At 54.4% G+C, this 22,782-nt stretch carries 22 protein-coding genes; 21 read left to right on the top strand and 1 reads right to left on the bottom strand.

Annotated features, from left to right (window positions below):
• The first annotated feature begins 4 nt into the window (after positions 1-4).
• From murD to dprA, 20 genes are all read left to right on the top strand, one after another.
• Positions 5-1,378, top strand: coding sequence for a UDP-N-acetylmuramoyl-L-alanine--D-glutamate ligase (gene murD, locus HMPREF0721_RS04875; RefSeq protein ID WP_006598485.1), 1,374 nt, complete (start codon positions 5-7; stop codon positions 1,376-1,378).
• Between the two features lie 62 nt (positions 1,379-1,440).
• Positions 1,441-2,571: an FtsW/RodA/SpoVE family cell cycle protein gene (locus HMPREF0721_RS04870; RefSeq protein WP_006598484.1), complete on the top strand. Its 1,131-nt coding sequence runs from the start codon at positions 1,441-1,443 to the stop codon at positions 2,569-2,571.
• Positions 2,568-3,677: an undecaprenyldiphospho-muramoylpentapeptide beta-N-acetylglucosaminyltransferase gene (murG, locus tag HMPREF0721_RS04865; protein WP_006598483.1), complete on the top strand. Its 1,110-nt coding sequence runs from the start codon at positions 2,568-2,570 to the stop codon at positions 3,675-3,677. Before HMPREF0721_RS04870 ends, murG begins: the two co-directional genes overlap by 4 nt.
• Before the next feature lie 32 nt (positions 3,678-3,709).
• A complete protein-coding gene (locus HMPREF0721_RS04860; RefSeq protein WP_040639919.1) occupies positions 3,710-4,492 on the top strand; it encodes a cell division protein FtsQ/DivIB in 783 nt (260 codons plus the stop codon).
• A gap of 233 nt (positions 4,493-4,725) precedes the next feature.
• The gene (gene ftsZ / locus HMPREF0721_RS04855; protein ID WP_006598481.1) at positions 4,726-5,826 is read left to right on the top strand and encodes a cell division protein FtsZ; all 1,101 of its coding nucleotides are present in this window, start codon (positions 4,726-4,728) and stop codon (positions 5,824-5,826) included.
• Between the two features lie 3 nt (positions 5,827-5,829).
• On the top strand, positions 5,830-6,282 hold the full coding sequence (gene nrdR, locus HMPREF0721_RS04850) for a transcriptional regulator NrdR (protein ID WP_006598480.1): 453 nt from the start codon (positions 5,830-5,832) through the stop codon (positions 6,280-6,282).
• 9 nt (positions 6,283-6,291) lie between these two features.
• A complete protein-coding gene (locus tag HMPREF0721_RS04845; protein WP_006598479.1) occupies positions 6,292-6,819 on the top strand; it encodes an NUDIX hydrolase in 528 nt (175 codons plus the stop codon).
• A gap of 119 nt (positions 6,820-6,938) precedes the next feature.
• Positions 6,939-8,207 carry a diaminopimelate decarboxylase gene (gene lysA, locus HMPREF0721_RS04840; RefSeq protein ID WP_006598478.1) on the top strand — a complete coding sequence of 423 codons (1,269 nt, stop codon included), beginning with the start codon at positions 6,939-6,941 and terminating at the stop codon, positions 8,205-8,207.
• A gap of 3 nt (positions 8,208-8,210) precedes the next feature.
• The gene (locus tag HMPREF0721_RS04835) at positions 8,211-8,852 is read left to right on the top strand and encodes a site-2 protease family protein (RefSeq protein WP_006598477.1); all 642 of its coding nucleotides are present in this window, start codon (positions 8,211-8,213) and stop codon (positions 8,850-8,852) included.
• Positions 8,853-8,855: 3 nt separating this feature from the next.
• Positions 8,856-9,593 carry a segregation and condensation protein A gene (locus tag HMPREF0721_RS04830; RefSeq protein WP_006598476.1) on the top strand — a complete coding sequence of 246 codons (738 nt, stop codon included), beginning with the start codon at positions 8,856-8,858 and terminating at the stop codon, positions 9,591-9,593.
• Positions 9,586-10,167 carry an SMC-Scp complex subunit ScpB gene (gene scpB / locus HMPREF0721_RS04825; RefSeq protein WP_006598475.1) on the top strand — a complete coding sequence of 194 codons (582 nt, stop codon included), beginning with the start codon at positions 9,586-9,588 and terminating at the stop codon, positions 10,165-10,167. Before HMPREF0721_RS04830 ends, scpB begins: the two co-directional genes overlap by 8 nt.
• Positions 10,164-10,904 (top strand): pseudouridine synthase, encoded by a 741-nt coding sequence (locus tag HMPREF0721_RS04820; RefSeq protein WP_006598474.1) that lies wholly within the window; start codon positions 10,164-10,166, stop codon positions 10,902-10,904. Before scpB ends, HMPREF0721_RS04820 begins: the two co-directional genes overlap by 4 nt.
• Complete coding sequence (mnmM, locus tag HMPREF0721_RS04815; protein ID WP_006598473.1) at positions 10,897-11,469, top strand: tRNA 5-(aminomethyl)-2-thiouridylate-methyltransferase MnmM; 573 nt, start codon at positions 10,897-10,899, stop codon at positions 11,467-11,469. Before HMPREF0721_RS04820 ends, mnmM begins: the two co-directional genes overlap by 8 nt.
• 35 nt (positions 11,470-11,504) lie before the next feature.
• Positions 11,505-12,728: a BaiN/RdsA family NAD(P)/FAD-dependent oxidoreductase gene (locus HMPREF0721_RS04810; RefSeq protein WP_006598472.1), complete on the top strand. Its 1,224-nt coding sequence runs from the start codon at positions 11,505-11,507 to the stop codon at positions 12,726-12,728.
• 1 nt (position 12,729) lies between these two features.
• Positions 12,730-13,386, top strand: a complete 657-nt coding sequence (gene cmk, locus HMPREF0721_RS04805; protein WP_006598471.1) for a (d)CMP kinase — start codon at positions 12,730-12,732, stop codon at positions 13,384-13,386.
• Positions 13,383-13,961 carry a lysophospholipid acyltransferase family protein gene (locus tag HMPREF0721_RS04800; protein WP_006598470.1) on the top strand — a complete coding sequence of 193 codons (579 nt, stop codon included), beginning with the start codon at positions 13,383-13,385 and terminating at the stop codon, positions 13,959-13,961. The genes cmk and HMPREF0721_RS04800 overlap by 4 nt, the downstream gene beginning before the upstream one ends.
• Positions 13,962-14,074: 113 nt before the next feature.
• Positions 14,075-16,261, top strand: coding sequence for a bifunctional 4-hydroxy-3-methylbut-2-enyl diphosphate reductase/30S ribosomal protein S1 (locus HMPREF0721_RS04795; RefSeq protein ID WP_006598469.1), 2,187 nt, complete (start codon positions 14,075-14,077; stop codon positions 16,259-16,261).
• Between the two features lie 161 nt (positions 16,262-16,422).
• Entirely contained in the window at positions 16,423-17,847 is a 1,425-nt protein-coding gene (locus HMPREF0721_RS04790) for an amidophosphoribosyltransferase (RefSeq protein ID WP_006598468.1), read from the top strand.
• Between the two features lie 20 nt (positions 17,848-17,867).
• A complete protein-coding gene (locus HMPREF0721_RS04785; protein ID WP_006598467.1) occupies positions 17,868-19,382 on the top strand; it encodes a YifB family Mg chelatase-like AAA ATPase in 1,515 nt (504 codons plus the stop codon).
• A gap of 9 nt (positions 19,383-19,391) precedes the next feature.
• On the top strand, positions 19,392-20,501 hold the full coding sequence (gene dprA / locus HMPREF0721_RS04780) for a DNA-processing protein DprA (protein WP_006598466.1): 1,110 nt from the start codon (positions 19,392-19,394) through the stop codon (positions 20,499-20,501).
• Between the two features lie 57 nt (positions 20,502-20,558).
• Here the strand turns inward: dprA and coaBC are convergent, their stop codons facing one another.
• Positions 20,559-21,752, bottom strand: a complete 1,194-nt coding sequence (gene coaBC, locus HMPREF0721_RS04775) for a bifunctional phosphopantothenoylcysteine decarboxylase/phosphopantothenate--cysteine ligase CoaBC (protein WP_006598465.1) — start codon at positions 21,750-21,752, stop codon at positions 20,559-20,561.
• A gap of 180 nt (positions 21,753-21,932) precedes the next feature.
• Between coaBC and HMPREF0721_RS04770 the strand changes: the two genes are divergently transcribed.
• Entirely contained in the window at positions 21,933-22,616 is a 684-nt protein-coding gene (locus tag HMPREF0721_RS04770) for a M48 family metallopeptidase (RefSeq protein ID WP_207635238.1), read from the top strand.
• Positions 22,617-22,782: the final 166 nt, after the last annotated feature.

Raw genomic sequence — 22,782 nt, 5'->3', positions numbered from 1 at the left:
CAGCGTGAAAACAGTTTTGGTGATTGGTGCCGAGAGAACAGGCGTTGCGGTAACTGAGGCCTTGTTAGCCGCAGGCAGTGCGGTGATTTTAACAGATACGAAGGATTATGAGGCGCTTTCAGCTTCGGAAAATTTTTTGGAGCCTTTTGAAGCGTTGCCCAAAACCCATCTGACCTGCCTTTTTGGCCACCAGCTGCCGAAAACGGCCCTTGCCGGCGTCGATACGGTGGTGCCGAGTCCCGGCGTGCCGCTGACGATTCCGGCCATTCAGGAGGCTTATCGCAGGGGAATTCCGGTGATCAGCGAGGTGGAAATGGCCTATCGCCTGACGGATACGCCCTTTGTGGGGATCACGGGGACCAACGGCAAAACCACCACGACCACATTGACGGGCAAAATTTTCGAGCAGGATTCCCGTTATGCCCATGTGTATACCGTGGGGAACATCGGCGAAGCCGTATCCAAGCATGTGAGGACATCCACTGCGGCGGATCTTTTTGTCAGTGAGCTTTCCAGCTTTCAGCTGGAAACCATCGATACCTTCGCGCCGAAAGCGGCGGCGATTTTAAATCTGGCACCGGATCACCTCAACCGGCACGGCACCCTGGAAAATTACTATGCGGCGAAGGCCCGCATTTTTGAAAATCAGTCGGCAGAAGATATTCTGGTGGTCAATGCAGACGATGCGGACGTGGTGCGCTGTGTCAGAAAGGCTCCGTCCCGAAAAATCTGGTTTAGTCTGAAGGGACGGCCGGAAAAGGGGATTTACCTGAAAGGTCAGACGCTGATGATCGCGGAGGGTACGGACGCCGATCAGGATACGGCCGTGATCACCGAGGAAGCGCTGGGCATTAAGGGGCCGCACAATGTAATGAACGCCATGGCGGCGATCGGCCTGGCGTATTTCATGGGGGTGCCGCTGGTCATCATCCAGAAAACACTCAGAGCGTTTAAGGGCGTGGAACACCGTCAGGAGTTTGTGGCGACCATTGGCGGCGTGGATTATATCAACGACTCTAAGGGGACCAATACCGATGCGGCCATCACAGCGCTTAACGCCATGACAAAACCGACGATTCTCATCGCCGGCGGCTACGATAAACAGGAAGATTACACCCGGATGATGCAACTTGTGACGGTGAAGGTCAAGAAGCTGCTGCTCATCGGGGATACAGCCAAGGCCATGGCGGAGGCGGCGGAGGCGGCCGGATTTAAAGACTATTCGCTTGTGGCAGACTATCCGGAAGCGGTGGCTAAGGCCAAGGCGGCGGCCGCACCGGGGGATGCGGTGCTGCTTTCGCCGGCCTGCGCCAGCTGGGATATGTTTGCGAATTATGAAGACCGAGGCAATCTGTTTAAGCAATTGGTTCGCGGATGAGATGGAAGCACTGTTCGTCGGCGTGTCGTTGACAATCGACGCATTCACTGAAGGAGGCAGGCATGGGAAGCCGTCAGCCGGATAAATATTTTGTGACCGCTTTGCTGATCTTGAGTGGCTTTGGTTTGCTCATGGTTTTCTCGGCCAGTATGTACACGTCGAGCGTGGAGAGCAGCAACGGATTGTCGCTTTTTCTCAAGCAAGCCTTTTTCGTGGTTCTTGGGATTTTTGTGATGTGGCTGGTGAGCCGGAAAAATTACCGCAGGTGGAATAATTTCAGGCTGGCCTGCACGCTTCTCATCGTTACGATTTTGTTGTTGGCTGCGGTTTTGGTCGTCGGTATGGAGGTGAACGGCGCCAAGCGGTGGATTTCCCTGGGATTTATGACCTTTCAGCCTTCGGAGTTCGCGAAATTCACCGGCGTTTTGTATTTAAGCACGGTGATCTCGCAAAAGCCAGAGGTTAAGAAGCGCTTTTCGAAATATACTTTGTATTGCATCGTGCCGATGCTTGTGATTTGTGTCTTGGCCGCTATTGAGCCGTCATTGTCCGCGGCGATGGCCATCGGGGTCGCGATGCTCTTCGTGATGTTTTTCGGCGGGATTCCCTTCCGCTTTTTTCTGCCCTATATCGCGGTGATGGGCGCGGGGATTGGAGCGCTGTTGATTAAAGAACCCTGGCGAATGGAGCGGCTGAACGTCTTTTTCGGGCAGAACGGCCTCAATTATCAGATTTCCCAGTCGCTTCTGGCCATTGGTTCCGGCGGGATCTTCGGTCGGGGCCTGGGCAACGGCAAACAGAAGCTGCTTTTTCTGCCCGAGCTGCAAAACGATTTTATCTTTGCGAATATCGGCGAAGAGTGCGGCCTGATCGGCTGCGTGCTGCTGCTTGTTCTCTTCGGCTATATTTTGTATCGCGGGTTTAAAATCGCCAACAGCTCGAAGGATGAATTCGGCTATCTATACACCAGCTCGGTCATCGCTTTGCTGGGCTTCCAAGTGATTGTAAACATCGGCGTGGCCACGTCCATCATGCCGGTAACGGGCATGGCATTGCCTTTTATCAGTGCCGGCGGCACCTCCATGGTCATTTTGTTCATGATGGTCGGGCCGATTGTCAATCTTTCGCGGGGAATGCATTCGGGAAAGCGCCGGCGTTCAGGCCGGCAGCGAACGAAAAGAGGTCAAAAATGAAAAGCGTGCTCATTGCAGCCGGGGGAACCGGCGGCCATATTTATCCGGGTCTGGCCATTGCGGCCTGCCTGAAAAAGCATCGGCCGGATATTGAGATCACCTTTGTGGGATCGCACGTGGGAATGGAAAAGGATATCGTGCCCCAATACGGTTATCCAATGGCGTTTATTAACGCCAGCGGCTTTCAACGCGGCTTGATTAAAAAGGCGATCGCGGTTAAAAATATTCTGCTCAGCGCGCTGGATTCGCGGAGGCTCATCAAGGCGTATCGGCCGCAGCTGGTAATCGGCACCGGCGGATTCACCTCCGGGATTCTGCTCCGGGAAGCGGCGAAAATGAAAGTGCCGACGCTGATCCACGAACAAAATGCCTATCCGGGAAAATCCAACCGTATGGCAGCCAAGACGGCCGATTGCGTCGCATTGACATTTGAAGAAGCGGCGGCCTATTTCCCGGCGGGAAAAACCGTGCTTTGCGGGAATCCGGTGCGGGACGATTTCAAGCATATCGACCGCCAGGTGATGCGGGAGCGACTGGGGCTGGCTGATGACGCCGTCATGGTGTTGGCCATGGGCGGCAGCCAGGGTGCGGTCGCGATCAATGGCGCGATGCGCGCGGTGACGGCACATTACGCGGGACGGCCGCAGGTTCAGCTTTACCAGCTGACGGGAAAGAAGCAATGGGAAGTGGTGACACGGGCACTGGATGCCGATCATATTCCCTGGGGCGACGGCACCAACTGCCACTTGCTGGCCTACTCCAACGAGATGCCGACATTAATGGGGGCGGCGGATCTGATCATCGGGCGCTCCGGCGCTTCCTCCATTGCAGAAATGGCTGCGTCCGGAACGCCGTGCATTTTGATTCCGTACCCCTATGCGGCAGGGGATCATCAGAAATTTAACGCGGTGGCCATGGCGAGAGCCGGAGCTGCCATCGTCATCGAGGAAAAGGATCTGAGCGGCAGAGGATTGATCGCGGCAGCTGAGGCGCTGATCGGCGATGCGGATAAGCGCCGGGCGATGGCCCAAAAGGCACTGACCTACGCAAAACTGGATGCGGATGAACGCATTGTTGAAAAGGCGCTCGCTCTGATGGGTGAGTAGGCATCGTGCGAAATGGTGAAGGGGGTGAGCCGGTGGCAGAGGACCCAAAGCGAGCGCGCATTGCCAAGCGCCTAAAAAAAAGCAAACGCAAGCGGTTTTTGCGCATTCTGTTCATTATGATTGTGTCAGGCACTATTTTGGGCGTTGGCGGTTACTGGCTTTCCGGGACGGTGCAGCCTGTGGATTTGACCATTCGCAACATCAAGATTCGAGGTAACGTCACCATAGATGACCAGACCGTAAAGGATCAGGCGGCGACGGCCATCGGTCAGAACATTTTAACGGTCAATCTCAACGAGTTGGCGGCCGATATCAAAGATAGTCTTCACGTGCGAAGCGTTGCCATCGTGCGGGCGTTTCCGAACACGCTGGTTGTCGATGTGAAAGAAATGCCGATTTTGTGTGCCGTCAACAATGGATCGCAGATTTATTACGTCAACAATCGGCGAAAAGTGGTGATGACGTCGCCCTATTTGAGCAACACGAATGTGCCTTTGCTCTCGGGTTTGACGTTGAAGGGGCGTTATCGTTCGGGCGAGACTCTGTCGTTTGCGCCCTGGCGCAGGCAAGATGAAGCGTTTGCTATTCTAAAGACATTGGAAGCCGGCGGCATGTTGACAAAGGTATCCGAAGTGGCTTATACGTCGGATAATACCTATCGAATCATTACCAAATCGAACCTCAATATCGAGGTGGTCAGTGTCGGGAACCTGCAGAAGCACATGGATTATATTCAAACATTGTTTTCTCAGAAGCAGAGCAATATGAACGTGGATTTGACAACCGGCCCTTATCCAATTGTCAAGAATCGTTAGTCAAGCTGTTTGGCATAAAAATGAAAAAACATTCATAAAAAATGCAAAAAAAATCTTGCTGTATTGCAAAGTTAAAAAAGAAGGGTTATTATAAAAAAAGAATACTGTAAAAATTGTTTACGCGCTTGAAATATCCAGTAGAAAACGATACAATAAAACGGTATAAACCATAAGAAAATAAAGCAAACCCATTAAAATAAGCAATATAGATGTGAGAACCAGGAGGAAGTAAAGTGATAGAACTGGACAACTACAACGATAATTTTGCTCAAATTCGTGTTGTCGGCATTGGCGGCGGCGGAAATAATGCCGTCAACCGCATGATTGAATCCGGGCTGAAGGGCGTGGATTTTGTTTCGATTAATACGGACAATCAGGCGCTTGCCCTGACATTGGCAGAAAAGCGTCTGCAAATCGGCGAAAAAACAACCGGTGGTCTGGGTGCCGGCGGAAACCCGGAAATGGGACAGCGCTCTGCGGAGGAAAGCCGAGATGCTATTGCCGAAGTGATTCAGGGCACGGACCTGCTTTTCGTAACGGCTGGCATGGGCGGCGGCACTGGCTCCGGAGCTGCGCCGATTATCGCTAAAATTGCGCAGGAAATGGGTATTTTGACCATTGGCGTTGTGACGAAACCATTCTCCTTCGAAGGGCGGGTTCGCATGCGCAATGCGCAAATTGCCTGCGACTTCCTTCAAGATAACGTCGATGCGTTGGTGACCATTCCAAATGACCGTTTGCTGCGGATGGCAGATAAATCCACCTCATTAAGAGAAGCTTTTAAGCTGGCGGATGACGTTCTGCTTCAGGGGGTTAAGAGCATCTCCGATTTGATTTCCATGCCGGGTCTTGTCAGTCTTGACTTTGCCGATGTGAAAACCATCATGCAGGACGCGGGCCTGGCGCACATGGGTGTTGGCCGCGCTACCGGCGAAAACCGCGCGGAAGAAGCTGCCAAGGAAGCGATTTTGAGCCCTTTGCTCGAAACCGAAATCAACGGGGCAACCGGTGTGCTGCTCAATATCACAGCCGGTGATGATCTCTCCTTGTTTGAAGTGGATAAAGCGGCAACCATCGCGCGCGAAGCCTGCGACGAAGACGCAAACGTAATTTTTGGGGCTACCATCGATGAAAGCATGGGCGACGAAATCCAGATCACGGTGATCGCAACCGGATTTTTGCCGGCAGAAGAAAGCGAAGAATTAAAGGCGATCAAAGAAGGCGCCCAGTCCCAGCAGCGTGCTCAGAAACAGCCGAACAGAAACGTACAGCCGGCCAGAAACGATTCGAAAGATCTGTTTACCATTCCGACGTTTTTAAATAAAGAAGACTAAGGTATGAAGTGCCCGTTTTGCAATTACGACGGCAGCAAAGTCATTGATTCCAGACCTGCCGATGACAACACGATGATTCGACGCCGACGAGAATGTGAACATTGTAAAAAAAGATTCACGACCTATGAGCGGATTGAAAACATTCCGCTCATTGTTGTGAAGAAAAGCGGACAGCGGGAACCCTATGACCGCAATAAAATTTACAATGGAATCATCAAGTCCTGCGAAAAACGCCCAGTTGCCATTGCGACGATTGAAAAGCTGGTTGACAATCTGGAACGGGAATTGTATCAGATTGAAGACAAAGAAGTATCATCCATTTATATCGGCGAGCGGGTGATGAATGAGCTCAAGAAGATTGACCAAGTGGCCTATGTGCGCTTTGCGTCCGTGTATCGCGAGTTTAAAGACGTCGAAACTTTTAAAAGTGAGCTGGATAAGCTCATGGCCGAATGAGGAGATCCTTTGGATAATGAAGAGAAAATCGTCACATCGGAAGTGCTTTACGCGGGAAAAATTCTCGATTTAAAGTTGAATACCGTCGAGCTGCCCAATGGCAAGCTGGCCAAGCGGGAAATCGTTAAACATCGTAACGGTGTTGGTGTATTGCCGGTTGATGGCGACACGATGCTTTTTGTCAAGCAATATCGCTCCGCGATTGAAGATTATCTGCTGGAGATCCCGGCTGGCTTGATGGAGGGCAAAGAGACACCGGAGATGACCGGCACGCGTGAATTGCAGGAAGAAATCGGACTGAAACCGACAGCGTTAATTCCCTGCGGCAAAGTCTGGCCGACACCCGGTTGCTGCGATGAAGAAACCTTTCTTTTTATTGCCACGCAGCTTGAGCATCAAGCGCTTGAAGCCGATGACGATGAATTTATTGAGGTGGTTCGCCTGCCCATTCAAACGGTCCGCGCACTTTACGACAAACAGTATTTTACAGACGCAAAAACCGTTTGCGCCTTAGGTTATTATTTCTCACATTCTTAAACATTATTGAGGTGATCGATGGCGTCGAAACGGCCACAGATCACCTCTTATTTTCTATTGCGCCGCGGCCATGATTGCGGCGAATTCACACAAATAAATCGATGACGAGGAGTTAACGCATGGCAGAGAATTTAACATTTGCAGGATTTGATACGGTTGCCCTGGCAAAAAAATACGGAACCCCGCTCTATGTGATGAGCGAGGATATAATCCGCGACCGCATTAAGGCGATCAGAAAGGCGTTTGATTTAACCGGCGTGGCTTACGATATCAATTATGCGGGGAAGGCCTTTACCAACCTGGCGATGTGCCGGATTATTGCTTCAGAAGGCATTTCGCTGGATACGGTTTCCCGCGGGGAAATCATGACCGCTTTAAAAGCGGGATTCCCGGCGGAGCGCATTTGTTTTCACGGCAATAACAAGCGTGTGGACGAACTGCGCTATGCGGTTGAATATGGGGTCGGGCACATTGTTGTCGACAGCGAGGATGAACTTGCCCGCCTTGAAACGATTCAGGCAGAAACCGGGGCAGAAATCGCCATCATGTTTCGCATTTCGCCCGGCGTGGAGGCCCATACCCACGAGCTGATCCAGACGGGGACAGAGGATTCCAAATTTGGGATTCCCTATCAGCAGGCGAAGGCCGTGGTGCGCAAGGCATCGCAGATGCGCGGCATCACCGTCGACGGGCTGCATTGTCACATCGGCTCGCAGATTGTGGATGATAAACCCTTTGTGCTCGCGGCAGACCGCATGCTAAGCCTCTATCAGGCACTGGTGCAGGAGGGTGTGCCCTTGACCACGCTGAATCTCGGCGGCGGTTTCGGCATCCCCTATCTGACCGGTGATGAAAGCTTTGATACCCTCAAGTATATTCCACAGATGGTGGACCATGTCAAACAGTGGTGCCGGGCGGAGGGCCTTGAATGTCCGAAACTGGTGGTGGAGCCCGGCCGGTTTATCGCTTGTGAAGCGGGGGTAACCCTTTATACCGTGGGAACGGTGAAGACCATCCCGGGGGTTCGCAAATACGTGGCGATTGACGGCGGTATGAACGACAATCCTCGGCCGGCCCTCTACGGGGCGCAATACGAAGCATTTATCTGTAACGGCAAAGCGGAGGAGCAGCTGGAATCCTGTCGGATCAGCGGACGCGCCTGCGAAAACGATCAGCTTATCGCGGAAATGCCGCTCAATCAGCCGACAGTGGGCGACACATTGATGGTGACGAATACCGGGGCTTATAATTACACGATGGCCAGCGTTTACAACCGCTTTGGGCGGCCGGCGGTGGTGCTGTTGTCCGGCGATCGGGATGCGGTGATCGTCGAGCGGGAAACGGATGAGGAACTCCTGCATTTTGACCGGGTTCCGGAATGGTTATAGACAATGTTTCATTTTTCAAGCGACTATTTTTTAAATCTGATCTTTTCGATTCCGGGCATTCTCATCGCGATCTGCTTTCACGAAGCGGCCCACGGCTATGCCGCTGAAGCCATGGGAGATGACACGCCGAAATTGGCCGGCCGATTGACCCTTAATCCGCTCAGACACATTGATCCTATCGGGCTGCTGGCGCTGGTTTTCGTTCGCTTTGGCTGGGCCAAGCCGGTGCCGGTCAATCCCGACAATTTTAAAGACCGGCGCAAGGGGATGATCGCGGTGGCCCTTTCGGGCTGTCTGACAAATCTCCTTCTGGGTTTTATCGGGATGGCAGCCTATGACGCTTGCCTGCCGCTAAACAATATGATTTTGCAGCTGATCCTGCAGAACATTTACCTGTACAACGTGATGTTCGGCATTTTCAATTTAATTCCGATTCCGCCGCTGGATGGATCCCAGGTGCTTCAGGAGTTTTTACCCTATGAAGCACAGCGGCGTTATGCGGCGTTTTCCCATTACGGCTATTGGGTGCTTTTGATTTTGATGTTCACCGGGGTTTTCGGCGCCGTCATCACGCCGATTGTCAGCGGGATTCTGAATCTTTATGGTGCGATTTTAAATCCGGTTTTTTCGTGGATCCTGGGGTGAACCGTGCAAAGTTATCAGGTGCATATCAATGATTTCGAAGGACCGATGGATCTGCTTTTGACGCTGATTCGAAAAAACGAAATGGACATTTATGATGTGTCCATTTCGACCATCACCACCCAGTATCTGGAAACGATTCGGAGTTGGCAGGCAATGGATTTGAGTGTTGCCAGTGCGTTTATCGTGATGGCGTCCCGCCTGATCGCCCTTAAGGCCAAGCGTCTTTTGCCGCGGCAAGAGGTCGAGACGGCGGAGGAAGAAGATTCGGAAGCGCTGCTGATTCAGCAGCTGGCAGCTTATCAGCTTTATAAAGCAGCTAGTTTTTATCTGGAACGGGAGTTCTCCCGTTACAGCGGGGCGGTGTACCGGGATCCGATATATCTGCCGCTGACTGCGGAAGAAAAGGCGGTGAGCGTCGAGGCTGAAGCCTTGGCCGCCGGTTATCAGCGCCTGATGGACCGGTGGCGGGAAGATCATTCCTTTAAAGATGTGCCCCAGACGAAGCTCGTCCAGGACCCTTACACCACCGAGGAGCAAATTGCGCGCATTGAGACCGCATTGACCGGTGCCCCGCGGCAGTCGGTCGCTTTTTCACAGATTGTGCGCGATCATCAAACCGGGGAAGTGGTGACGTCTTTTCTGGCGGTATTGGAGCTATTTAAAACGGGGCGCATCACGACACGGCAGCGTCGGCGGTTTGCGGATATTTTAATTGACAATCGGAGGGAACCCCATGGATGAACCCAATCACAATGATTTTGAAGCGCCGATTTTCGGCTGGCTGGAAGGCATTCTTTTTGCTTGTGGCGACGCCGTGGCCGTATCGGCGCTGGCGGCGGCGGCGGGCCTGACCGAAGAAGAAGTCCTGCGGTATCTCGTGGCGCTTCAGGCGCGTTATGGCGAGGCGGATCGCGGCCTGCGGCTGGTGCGTGTTGGGGACAGCTGGCAGCTTTCAACCAAACCCTCGTTGTATCCAGTAATCAAAAAGGTCCAGCGCTTCGGCAAAAACAATGCATTGTCCCGGGCGGCGATGGAAACCCTGGCCATCGTCGCCTATCGGCAGCCGGTGACCCGGGTGGATGTCGAGCGGATTCGCGGGGTTTCTTCGGCGAGTTCCATCAAAAACCTTCTGGATCACGAGCTCATTGCCGAAGCAGGGCGAAAGGAAGCGCCGGGGCGGCCTTTTTTTTATGTGACGACGCCGGCCTTTTTAAAAGCATTGAACATCGAGAGCCTGGGAGATTTGCCGCCGGTAGCCGATTTTAAAGTGCCGGAAGAAGAGGAGGCGCCGGCCGAAACACAGGAGGATGCATGAGACTTCAAAAATACATGGCCCAATGCGGGGTGGCCTCCCGCCGCGGATCCGAGGCGATGATTGCCGACGGCCGGGTGATGGTGAACGGCAGCGTGGTCGATACGCCCGGGGTTCAGGTGACCCCCGGAGATGTGGTGTTCGTGGATGGAAAGCTCATTGCGCCGGAGAGAAAAGTCTATCTTCTGCTCAACAAGCCCAGGGGGGTGGTGACCACCAGCGAGGATGTCCACGCCGAGCGCAGGATTCTCGATTTGGTGGCGGCGGAGGTGCGGCTTTATGCCATCGGCCGCCTCGACAAGGATACGGAGGGGCTTTTGATTTTGACTAACGACGGCGATCTCACCTTCCGGCTGACCCATCCCAGTTATCACCTTGACAAGGTTTACGAGGCGGTGGTGAAGGGGCAGCTGACGGCACCGGCATTGGCGGCGCTGCGCGAAGGGGTCGTGATCCCGCTGGACGATGCCGGCACAAAAACCTACCGTACCCAGCCGGCGGAAGTGACCGTGCTTCGGCGCAAGCGGGGCTCTACACGCTTATCTATCACCCTTTGCGAAGGCAAAAAGCGCCAGATTCGCAAGATGTGCGCGGCGGTGGGGTATCCGGTGGTGGCGCTGCGGCGGACGGCCATCGGCGACATTGCGGACGATACCCTCAAACCGGGAGAATGGCGGCGTCTGCGTCCGGATGAAGTGGCAAAATTGCGCCGCGCCGTCCAGGGAGAAGGCGATGCTTGAGCACTTTCGCAGGCAGACGGATTTTGTGCGCACCTGCGTGGCTGAGGTGCTCATCCCCGGTGACAGCGCCCTTGACGCGACGGTGGGCACCGGGGAGGATGCCTGTTTTCTGGCCGAAGCCGTTGGGGCGACCGGCCGGGTATACGGCTTTGATATCCAGAAAGCGGCATTGACGATGGCGCGGGATAAACTGGCCGAACGGCAATGGGCGGGGCCGGTGCATTGGTATCATCAGGGTCACGAGACTTTGGGGACGGTACCGGAGATCGTTCAGGATTCCCGGATTCGCGCGGCGATGTTTAATCTCGGCTATTTTCCCGGGGGCGATTCCGCCGTGGTGACCCGGCGGGAAACGACGCTGACCGCATTGAATGCGGCGGCGAAGGTGCTGGCCGGGGGCGGAATCTTGACGATTTGCGCTTATGCTCACGCCTCTGGTCGCGCGGAGGCCGAGGGTGTGGCCAGGTGGGTGCGGGCGCTCGATCACCGTTTTGAGGCTTATCGCTTCAGTGTCGAGAATCATCAGGGAGCGCCCGTGGCCTATGTGATCCGAAAAAAAGGATGAGCGGATCGGCCGGCCCTGTGATATAATAGCTCAATATGAAAAAGACAATCGTAATCGGCGGCGGGCCGGCCGGCATGATGGCCGCCCTGGCCGCGGCGAAGAGCGGGGATTCGGTGACTCTGCTTGAAAAAAACGAAAAGCTCGGCAAAAAACTGTATATCACGGGAAAAGGACGCTGCAATCTGACCAACGATTGCGATGAGCGCGCTTTTCTTGACAATGTGGTGCACAACGCCCGGTTTATGTATTCGGCCATCGCGGGGTTCAGTCACTGGGACCTGATGGCGCTGATCGAATCCCAGGGATGCCCGCTCAAGGTGGAGCGCGGTAATCGGGTGTTCCCGGCGAGTGACAAATCCAGTGATATTATCCGCGCCTTTGGCAAAGCGCTGGGGGCGGCACAGGTGGATGTGCGCTTGCATGCCGAGGTGACGGCGATTTTAGTGGAAGCGGACCGGGCCGTCGGGGTGACGCTGGCCGGCGGCGAGATGCTGGCAGTTGACAAGGTTGTGATGGCCACCGGCGGGCTGAGCTATCGCTCGACGGGTTCCGACGGCTGGGGCTTGCGGGAAGCCGAGCGGCTGGGTCACACCCTGACGCCCTGCCGGCCATCCCTTGTGGGGATAAAGACCAAAGAAACCTGGCCAAAAGCCCTTCAGGGGCTGACGCTCAAAAACATCGAGGCGGCGCTTTATCGTGGGGAGCGGCTCCAGACCAAATTGCGCGGCGAAGTGCTGATGACCCATTTCGGCCTTTCAGGCCCGTTGATTTTGACGTTTTCGGCACTGATGGACGAAGCGCCGGAGTGCTATCAAGTGGTGCTGGATCTTAAACCGGCACTGGCCGAAGCACAGTTGGATGCCAGATTGCTGCGGGATTTTGATCAATTCAAAAACCGTCAAATCGACCACACCCTGGAAGCGCTTTTGCCCAGGCGGATGATCCCCGTGATTTTGGCGGCGGCGGGTGTCGCCGGCGATAAAAAAACCAATCAGATCGGCCGGATTGAGCGCAAATCCTTAACGGCGGTGTTAAAACATCTGTCCCTTACCATTCAGGGGTTTGATGATCCCAATACGGCGATTGTGACGGCCGGCGGGGTATCCACCGCGGAGATCAATCCCAAAACCATGGCTTCTAAACGGATCGCCGGCCTTTATTTTGCCGGGGAGATGATCGATGTCGACGGGTTCACCGGCGGCTTCAATATTCAAATTGCCGCGAGCACGGGCTTTGCGGCGGGAACACGGAGAGAGTAGCATGCAAATAGCCATTGATGGGCCGGCGGGTGCCGGCAAAAGCACCATTGCGAAGATGGTGGCAGCGCAGCTGAACATTGTGTATTTGGATACCGGTGCGATGTATCGTGCCATTACCTACGCGGCGCTGAGCCATCGGCTTGATTTTGACGATACGGCGGCGGTGGCGGCGCTGGCCGAGACGGCGGTCATTCGCTTTGAAGGTCGGCAGGTTTTCTTGAACGACGAAGATGTGACTGCGGCGATTCGGGACCCCGAAGTCAGCCGTTTCACTTCGAAAGTGGCGGTGATTCCCGAAGTGCGCGCGCTTTTGGTGGCTCAGCAGCAAAAGATCGCCGGAGATACCGACGTGATCATGGACGGCCGGGATATCGGGTCGGTGGTATTGCCCGAAGCCGATTATAAGTTTTATCTGGACGCCACCGTGGAAGAACGTGCGAGACGCCGTTTCGACGAATTAAAGGAAAAAGGTCAGCTGGGCGACAAAACGCTGGCGGCCATCGAAGCGGACATCGCGCAGCGGGACTATAACGATGCCCATCGGGACGTTGGTCCTCTTGTCTGCTGCGACGACGCCGTCCGCGTAGACACGACCGGGTTGGATATTCCCGACGTGTGTGCGGCGATTTTAAAAGCCATTGGGGAGGATTGCCGATGATTTACCGGATTGCGCATTGGCTTTTTCGTCTGGTCAATTGGTGCTGGATCAATGTGAGCGTTGAGGGGCGGGAGAATATTCCGAAGAGCGGCCGCGCCGTGGTGTGCGCCAATCATACGTATTGGTACGACCCGCTGTTGATCGATACGATTTTTCCGATTCGCCGCCCGATTTACTGGATGGCCAAAAAAGAAATTTTTTCCGGCCGCTTTGTGAGCTGGATTTTGACCAAGGTGCACGTTTTCCCGGTGGACCGCCATCACGTTTCGGTGGAGACGCTCAAGACCACGCTGGGGTATTTGCGCAACGACGAACAAATCGGGATCTTTCCGGAGGGCACCCGCGTCAAGAAAGGGCAGAAGGTCAAACCGGCTGACGGGTTTATCGTCTTCGCCCAGAAGACCCGCGCGCCGATTCTGCCGGTCCACATCACCGGCGAATACAAATGGCGGGGCAAAGTGAAGGTGACGATCGGGGAACCCATTTGGCTCACCGAATATTACGGCAAAAAAATGCGTTCGGAGGAAAGCGAAGCGGTCAGTGAACACATCATGGCGCAGATTTATGCGCTTTGAATATTTTTTGTTTTTTCAGAAAAACTTTTCAGAAAAAAGAAATAAAAAATGTAATTTTTTTAAAAAATGATAGACAATTAATTGGTTTTCAAATACAATAATGGAGATAGTGTATGAAGGTTATCGTCGCAGATAAAGCAGGTTATTGCTTCGGGATTACCAATGCGATGGCACTGGCGGACGACACCCTGAAAAATGCCGCACATCAGCCGATTTACTGTTTGGGGGATATTTCCCATAACCGCCAGGAAATGGAGCGGCTCGAGCAGATGGGCATTATCAAAGTGGATGCCATTGAGGAAATCCCGTCGGGAACCGTGATTATTCGCTCTCACGGCGTCAGCAAGGCTGTGATGGATCAGGCTGAGGCGAAGGGCCTGACCATCGTCGATGCGACCTGCCCTTTTGTTCGCGCGATGCAGCAAAGGGTCAGCGACTATGATGCCAAAGGATATCAGGTTGTCATCGTGGGCAACGCGGATCACCCGGAGGTGGTCGGGGCGACCGGCTGGTGTGACAAACAACCGGCCATCGTGGTCAATACGGTTGAAGAGGCCGCTGCGATTCCCCACACGGCAAAACTTTGTGTGGTGGCACAGACGACTGCTATCAAAGATAGATTTAATGCCATCACAAAGGTTCTCAAAGAAAGAACCGATGAATGTGTGATATTTAACACGATTTGTTCGGCGACTGCGGAAAGACAAGCCGCTGCGGTTGAAACGGCCAAACGTGTGGAATATATGATTGTTGTGGGCGGTTATCATTCCTCGAACACGCAAAAACTGTATGAGGTGTGCAAAGCGCAATGCAGCAATACATGCCATATAGAGACAGCCGGAGAATTAAATCTCGATGAGATCAAGCACTGCGATAGGGTCGGAATCACAGCGGGAGCATCCACGCCGGACTGGATCGTTAAGGAGGTAACGGAAAGAATGGAAGAAAACAAAACGGAAAACATGCAGGTTCAGGAAACAGCAGAAATGACAGATGAAGCATTTGATTTCGCGGCTGCTATTGATGAATCCTTCAAGCCGATTCACAGAGGGTCAGCGGTTGAGGGGGAAGTCATTGAAGTCAACGATGATGAAATTATCCTGAACATTGGATATAAAGCAGATGGTGTGATCAAGCGCAATGACTACACCTGGAAAAACGACGTCGCTCTGACCGACGAAGTGAAGGCCGGGGACAAGATCAATGCGATTGTGACCGATTTGCACGATGACAATGGTGCTGTCAGACTGTCAAAGATCAAATTTGACAATCAAAAAACCCAGCGTCGTTTGGAAGAAGCCTATAAAAACGAAGAAATCCTTGAAGGAACTGTCAAGAGCGTTTCCGGCAGCGGTCTTATCGTCGATATTGGCTTTACCGATATCTTCATGCCGGCGTCTCAGTATCATGTGCGCTATATCAAGGATCTCAATACGCTGGTTGGCAAAGAAGTCCGCGGGAAAATCATCGACTACAATGCAAGACGCCGCCGCGCGATCTTTTCTCAGCGTGTGATCCTCGAAAAAGAGTACAAAGAACGTCAGAAGGTGCAGCGCGAGCAGAAAGAAAAACGTTACGCCGAAATCAATTTGGATGATGTCCTCAAAGGGACGGTTAAGACCATCACGAATTTCGGGATCTTCATCGACCTCGACGGTATTGATGGTTTCGTTCACCGTTCGGATTTGACCTGGGCCCGTGCCAACGAACCGAAGGATTTGCTTGAAAAGGGGCAGGAAATCGAAGCCAAGGTCATTCAGAAGAACGACGAAGAAAAGAAGATCAAGCTCAGCGTGAAAGCGCTGCAGCCGAAACCGTGGGATACCTTTGTCGAACAGTACAAAGAAGGCGATGAAGTCGAAGTCAAGATCACCAATGTTTTGGATTTCGGGGCCTTTGCCGAAATCATCCCGGGCGTTGAAGGCTTGATTCACATTTCCGAAATCAGCTATCGCCGCGTCGAATCCGTTGCGTCCGAGCTGACGCCGGGCGATACCGTGAAGGTTAAGATCATCGGAATCAACCGCGAAAAGGAAAAGATCAGCTTGAGCATCAAAGCGACCCTCGAAGCGCCGGAACGTCCGCAGAGACAACAGCGCAGAGAAGGCGGCAATGGCGGCGGTCGCCGTTCAGGCGGCGGGGCTGCCGGGGGGCGCAGATCGCGCAGACGTCAGCCGCAGCATGATACCACTGTTTATGAAGATAACGCAAACTTTACCCTGGGTGATTCCTTCGGCGATCTCTTTGGTCAGTTGGATTTCGGCAAAGATGCCGATGATGCCGGCGAAAACGAAGAATAAAAGGAACCACTGGAGGAAGCCGCTTCGGCGGCTTCTTTTTTTGTGCTTTTTTGAGGACAGGCGGATGCGGCCCGGAATAAATTGATTTCGGGACTATTCAGGAGTAAACGATTTGCGGTATAATAACCGTAATCACATTAAATTCAAAGCAGGAGGCAATTATGGGAGGTTTGTTTGGCGTTGCATCAAAGCGCGACGGTGTGGCGGATCTGTTTTTCGGAACAGACTACCATTCACATTTGGGAACCAACCGGGGCGGACTCGTGGTTTGCGAAGACGGCCATTTTTCAAAGGCCATTCACAATATCGAAAATGCCCCTTTCCGCACGAAATTCAGCGACGATGTACGTCATATGAAAGGGTCATTGGGCATCGGCAGCATCAGTGACGGTTCGCCGCAGCCCCTGATTGTGCGGGCGCATTTCGGCAATTTTGTGCTGGGCACCGTCGGCCGCGTCAATAACAGCCGGGAAATTCTAAAAAAGGTGCTGAGCGACAATCGCGGGCAGCTCATGGAAATGAGCCGCGGCCGGGTGAATGAAACGGAGCTGGTAGCGACGATCATTTCTTCTTGCGATACGCTGATCGACGGCATGAAAGCGGCGCTGGCACAAGTCAACGGATCGCTGACGATGCTTGTGATGACCACGGAAGGGATTTATGCGGCACGGGACCGCTATGGCCGGACGTCACTCACCATCGGGAAAAACGGCGACGGCTATGCGGTGTCGATGGAAAATTTTGCCTACCAAAATTTGGACTATCAGGATGCCTATGAATTAGGCCCTAATGAAATTGTGTTGATCAAGCCCGATGGCTATGAGACCATTGAAAAACCCGGCAGAACGATGAAAATTTGCACCTTCCTCTGGACCTATTACGGTTATCCGCCGGCCAATTACGCGGGGAAGAATGTCGAAGCGGTGCGCTACCGCTGCGGTGCGTCGTTGGCCAGGCGCGATGCGGGACTTGAGGTCGACTGTGTCAGCGGGGTGCCGGATTCGGGGATTGCGCACGCGTTGGGCTACGCGAATGCTTCAGGCCTGCCCTACACCCGGCCGCTCATCAAATACACACCGACCTGGCCCCGCAGCTTTATGCCGCCAACCCAAAGCACGCGCCAGATGATTGCCAACATGAAGCTCATCAGCATCCCGAGCCTGATTAAAGACAAGCGGCTGCTTTTGGTGGATGACTCCATCGTCCGCGGGACCCAAACCAAAAAGATGGCGGATTATCTGTTTGAAGCCGGCGCGAAGGAAGTGCATATTCGCTCGGCCTGCCCGCCGATTATGTACGGCTGCAAATATTTGAACTTTTCCCGCTCGACCTCGGAATATGATCTGATTGCGCGGCGGATGGTGCGTGAAATCGAGGGGGAACACGATGAAGAACGGCTCCCGGCCTACATCGATCATCGGACGGACGAGCACCGGGAAATGGTGTCGCGGATTTGCGAGCATTCGCGCTTTACCTCTTTGGGCTATCATGAGCTCGAAGATATGATCGACGCGGTGGGCATCGACCGCTGCAAATTGTGCACCTATTGCTGGGACGGCAAAGAAGATATGGCTGAAAAAGATTGATCGGATCGAGGGAGGCACATATGCTGGCGCAAATTAAAAGCTGCGGCCTTTTAGGCGTGGAAGGTATTTTGGTGACGGTGGAAGTCGACATCAACAACGGGCTGCCGGGATACGCGGTGGTGGGACTGCCGGATGCCGGCATCAAGGAATCCAAGGAGCGCGTGTTCTCGGCGCTCAAAAATTCCGGGCTGCGCTATCCGCTGAAGCGCATCACCGTGAATCTGGCACCGGCCGATCTGCGAAAAGAAGGTCCGGCCTACGATCTGCCGATCGCGTTAGGGCTTTTGGTCGCGTCGGAGCAGGTGCGTGCGGACTTGGACGACAGCGTCGTGTTTGGAGAATTGTCGCTTAATGGCGACATCAAACCCGTCAACGGGGTGCTGCCGATGGTGCTGGCAGCCAAGGCTCACGGTGTAAAACAGGTGATCCTGCCGGCGCGCAATAAAACTGAGGGGGCCGTGGTGGACGGGATGACCATTTTGCCGGCGAACAACATCGCGGAGGTGGTTGCCCATTTGACGGGCGAAGCCCCGATCGCGCCCTTTGCCATCGCGCCGGAAACTTTGCTGCGCCCGGACCGGCCCCGGGGATATATCGATTTTTCGGAGATTAAAGGGCAGGACAATGCCAAGCGCGCGCTGGAAATCGCCGCGGCAGGGGCCCACAACGTGCTGATGTCCGGGCCGCCGGGATCGGGCAAGAGCATGCTGGCCAAGGCCTTTCCGTCGATTCTGCCGGATTTGACCCTGGATGAAGCCCTGGAAATCACCAAAATTTATTCGATCTCCGGTCTGCTGACGGACAATATCATGACAGAACGGCCCTTTCGCGCGCCTCATCACACCATATCGAACGTTTCGCTCATCGGCGGCGGCAAAATTCCCAAGCCGGGAGAGGTCTCCCTGGCCCATCTGGGCGTGCTCTTTCTGGACGAGCTGCCCGAATTTCAGAAAAGCGCATTGGAAGTGCTGCGCCAGCCCATCGAGGACCACCGGGTGACGATTTCCCGAGTGAACGCCACATTGACCTATCCGGCATCTTTCATGCTTATCGCCAGTATGAACCCCTGCCCCTGCGGTTACTACGGCGATCCGACCCATAATTGCCGCTGCACGGCCAACGAGATCCGCAAGTATCAGGGACGGATTTCCGGACCGATGCTCGACCGCATGGACATCCGTGTGGAGGTGCCGGCGGCGGATATCAAAGAATTGGCCAGCCGGGAACGGGGGGAGCCTTCGGCAGCGATCCGCGAGCGGGTCAATCGCGCCCGGGTCATTCAAAACGCGCGTTTTGCCGATGAGCCGGGGCTTTATTTTAATGCGCAGCTGGAGCCGCGGCACATCGAGCGCTATTGCGGATTGGATGCCCGGGGGCGCGGCTTTATGGAGATGACCTATCGCAAGCTGAAGCTTTCGGGCCGGGGCTATCACCGAATTTTAAAACTTGCGCGCACCATTGCCGATCTCGACGGGGCTGAGACCATCGGTCTGCTCCATTTGTCCGAGGCGGTGGCTTACCGCCCGGCGCAATAGGAGGGCGCGATGACAGAACATACACACTTATACGATTTGTGGCTGGCAAGCATCACCGATTTGTCCAACAAAAAGAAGAACAGCCTGCTGGCGGTGCTGGCATCGCCGGAGCGCATTTATCACGCGGATGCGGCGGAGCTTCGGGCGACGGGCATGCTGCGGGCCAAGGATATCGAGAAAATCACAGGCCGGCGGGATTTGGCGCCGGCAGAAAAGGCCCGGACATTGATGATGCGCCGCGGCATCGTCTATATCAGTCGGGAGGATCCGCGATATCCCGAGCGGCTGCGGCAGATTTACGATCCGCCGGTGGGATTTTTCGCGATGGGCAATGAGGCGTTTTTGACAAGCGAAGCGACGCTCGCCATGGTGGGGTCGCGCAATGCGACCCCGGGGGCCGAGCGTACGGCCCGGGATTTTGCCCATGCCTTTTCGGAAGCCGGCATCACCGTGGTTTCGGGGCTGGCTGACGGCATCGACGCCGCCAGTGCCGAGGGCGCGCTTTCGGGGATCGGTTCGACCATCGCCGTGCTGGGCACGGGCATCGACCGCTGCTACCCGGCGAGCAACCGAGCGCTTTACGACCGAGTGGCGGCCGAAGGGCTTTTGGTCTCGGAGTATTTTCTGGATGAGCCGCCGCTTAAAGGGCATTTTCCCCAGCGCAACCGCATTATCAGCGGCTTGAGCGACGGCATTTTGGTGGTGGAGGCCCGGGAAAAAAGCGGCGCCTTGATCACGGCGTCCCACGGGCTGGAGCAGGGCAAAAACGTGTACGCGGTTCCCCAGGATATCCACCGTCGGCAAAGTGTCGGCGGCAATCAATTGCTCAAAGACGGGGCGAAGGTTGTGACGGAACCCGGCGATGTGCTGGAGGACTATGGTCCGCTGCAGCCGGCAGTCAAAACACCGTCGGTTGATGCCGAAGCGCCGGCTGTGACATTGTCGGCGGAGGAAGCGGCTTTGTATCACTGGCTGCAAAAAGGAATTCTGACGGTGGACGCTCTGGTGCAGGTGAGCGGGGAGCCCATTCAGCAGATCAATGCGCTGTTGATGATGCTGGAACTCAAAGGGGCCGTTGCGGTGGATTACGGGCAGATCACGCTTTTGGCGGGATCATAAAATCAAACATTAAAAAAATCGTCTGTCAAAAAATGACAGGCGATCTTTTTCGCAGCATCAGCCTCGCTTTAAAATGAAAGATAAAATCGCATGGGCCACTTCGTTCTTGGACATCAGCGGCAGCGCTTCTTCCTGATCCCGGGTGATCAGGGTGACCACATTGGTGTTGCCGCTGAAGCCTGCGCCTTTGACCCGCAGGTTGTTGGCGACGATCATGTCCAGATTTTTTTTGGCCAGTTTTTTACGGCTGTTGGCAACGAGATCCCGGGTTTCCATCGAGAAACCGCAGATAAACTGGCCGGGCTTTTTTTGGGCGCCGAGGGTGCCGATGATATCATGGGTGCGCTTTAAGGGGATGGCGAGATCGCCGTCCTTTTTTTTGATTTTATCGGCCGCTGTTTGGGCGGGCGTGTAGTCGGCGACGGCCGCCGCTTTGATGACGATGTCCTGCGCCGGGAAACGGGAGACGACGGCGCCGTACATTTCCTCGGCGGAAATGACGGGAACGGTGTCGACAAAGGGAACCGCTGGGAGATGGGTCGGGCCGGAGACGAGGGTGACCTCGGCCCCGCGAAGCATGGCTGCCCGGGCCAGGGCGTAACCCATTTTTCCGCTGGAATGGTTGGAGATGTAGCGCACCGGATCGATGGCTTCACAGGTTGGCCCCGCGGTGATCAGGATTTTTTTGCCGGCCAGGTCCCGGGGGCAGGCGATATGGGGATAAATGAAATCCAGCAGGGTTTCGGGCCGGGGCAATTTGCCGGCGCCGACGTCTTTGCAGGCCAGAACGCCGGAATCCGGATCAATCACCGTCCAGCCGTCCCGGCGCAGCTGTTCAAGATTGCGCTGCACGACCGGGTTGGTGTACATCGCGGTGTTCATCGCCGGCGCGATGAGTTTGGGGCAGGTGCAGGCCAGGGCCGTGGTGGTGAGCATGTCGTCGGCCAGGCCGTGGGCCAGTTTGGCGATGACGTTGGCCGTGGCCGGCGCGATCAGCAGCACATCGGCCTGTTTGGCGAGGGACACGTGAGCCACGTTGTAGTTGACGGTTTTGTCGAAGGTATCGGTGATGCAATTGTGTCCGGTGAGGGTGGCAAAGGTCAGCGGGGTGATGATTTCTGTGGCGTTGGGCGTCATGATCGTGTGCACAGCGCAATGCTGCTTGGCCAGCGCCGAGGCGACGTCGGCCATTTTATAGGCGGCGATGCTGGCTGAAATGCCCAGAATCACCGTTTTGTTTTCTAAATTCATAGGTGCCTTTCTTGTGATCCGGCTGCGTAACAGCGTGAATTGGTTGAAGTATAACAAAAATGGACGTTATCGACAAGCAATGCAGTTCGGATTGCAAAAATTTCCCGGAAGAAAGGCGCAGTTGTGGTAAAATAGTCGAAAATGCGTCGGCCGAACGACGGCACAGAAAGGGGGACCATCGTGGATTATCATTTAATACGCTCGCGACGTAAAACGCTTGCGCTCAAAGTGATTGAAGACGGCAGTCTGGAAGCGCGGGCGCCACTGGACATGCCCGTTTCCGAAATCGACCGTTTTATTCGCAAGAAGAGCGCTTGGATTCAGACCCGGCAAAAGGCACAGCTGCAAAAAACGCAATTCCGGGTGACCGATCATATGTGGCTGCGGCTTTTGGGGGTATCGATTCCCGTGTTGGCAGTGCCGGACGGGACTTTTGCGCTGCGGCGAGCCGTCAACCCCCGGGATAACCTTGTTACGGTGCCGACCGGCTGTGACGAGGCGACGCTCAAACGGGGGATTGTCGGCGTGTACCGAACCTTCGCCGAAGAGGTGATCCGTCAGCGGGTGGCTTGGTTTGAAATGGTGATCGGCAACCATCCGGTGCAGGTGCGCATCAACGGCGCATCGACGCGATGGGGTTCCTGCTCATCAAAGGGGCGGCTTAACTTTTCATGGAAACTCATTATGGCCGATGGCGAGGCCATTGACGCCGTAGTGATTCATGAGCTTTGCCATCTGAGTCATATGAACCATTCCCAGGCATTTTGGGAGATGGTGCATCGCTACTGTCCGGATTACGCGCATCAAAAGAAAAAGTTGACACAGCTCTCGGAAAAATTGGCGTCAGAGGATTGGAAAGGGTAATGGTTTTCTCAAAAGATTGATAAAATTTTACCGGGAATGACGGGTAAATCGTTGCATTATTAGTCATCTTCGGGTATAATTTTTGTATACATTTTGAAAATTTTCATCTGTTTAGCCGCATTATCCGATAAAATAATCGAATAGCAAAGCAAATATTTGAAAAAAC

This window comes from Pseudoramibacter alactolyticus ATCC 23263, assembly GCF_000185505.1.
In the GTDB taxonomy this organism is placed as follows: Bacteria; Bacillota; Clostridia; order Eubacteriales; family Eubacteriaceae; genus Pseudoramibacter; species Pseudoramibacter alactolyticus.
The sequence above is the reverse complement of the archived record's forward strand: the minus strand, read 5'-3'. Positions and strand labels throughout refer to the sequence as shown.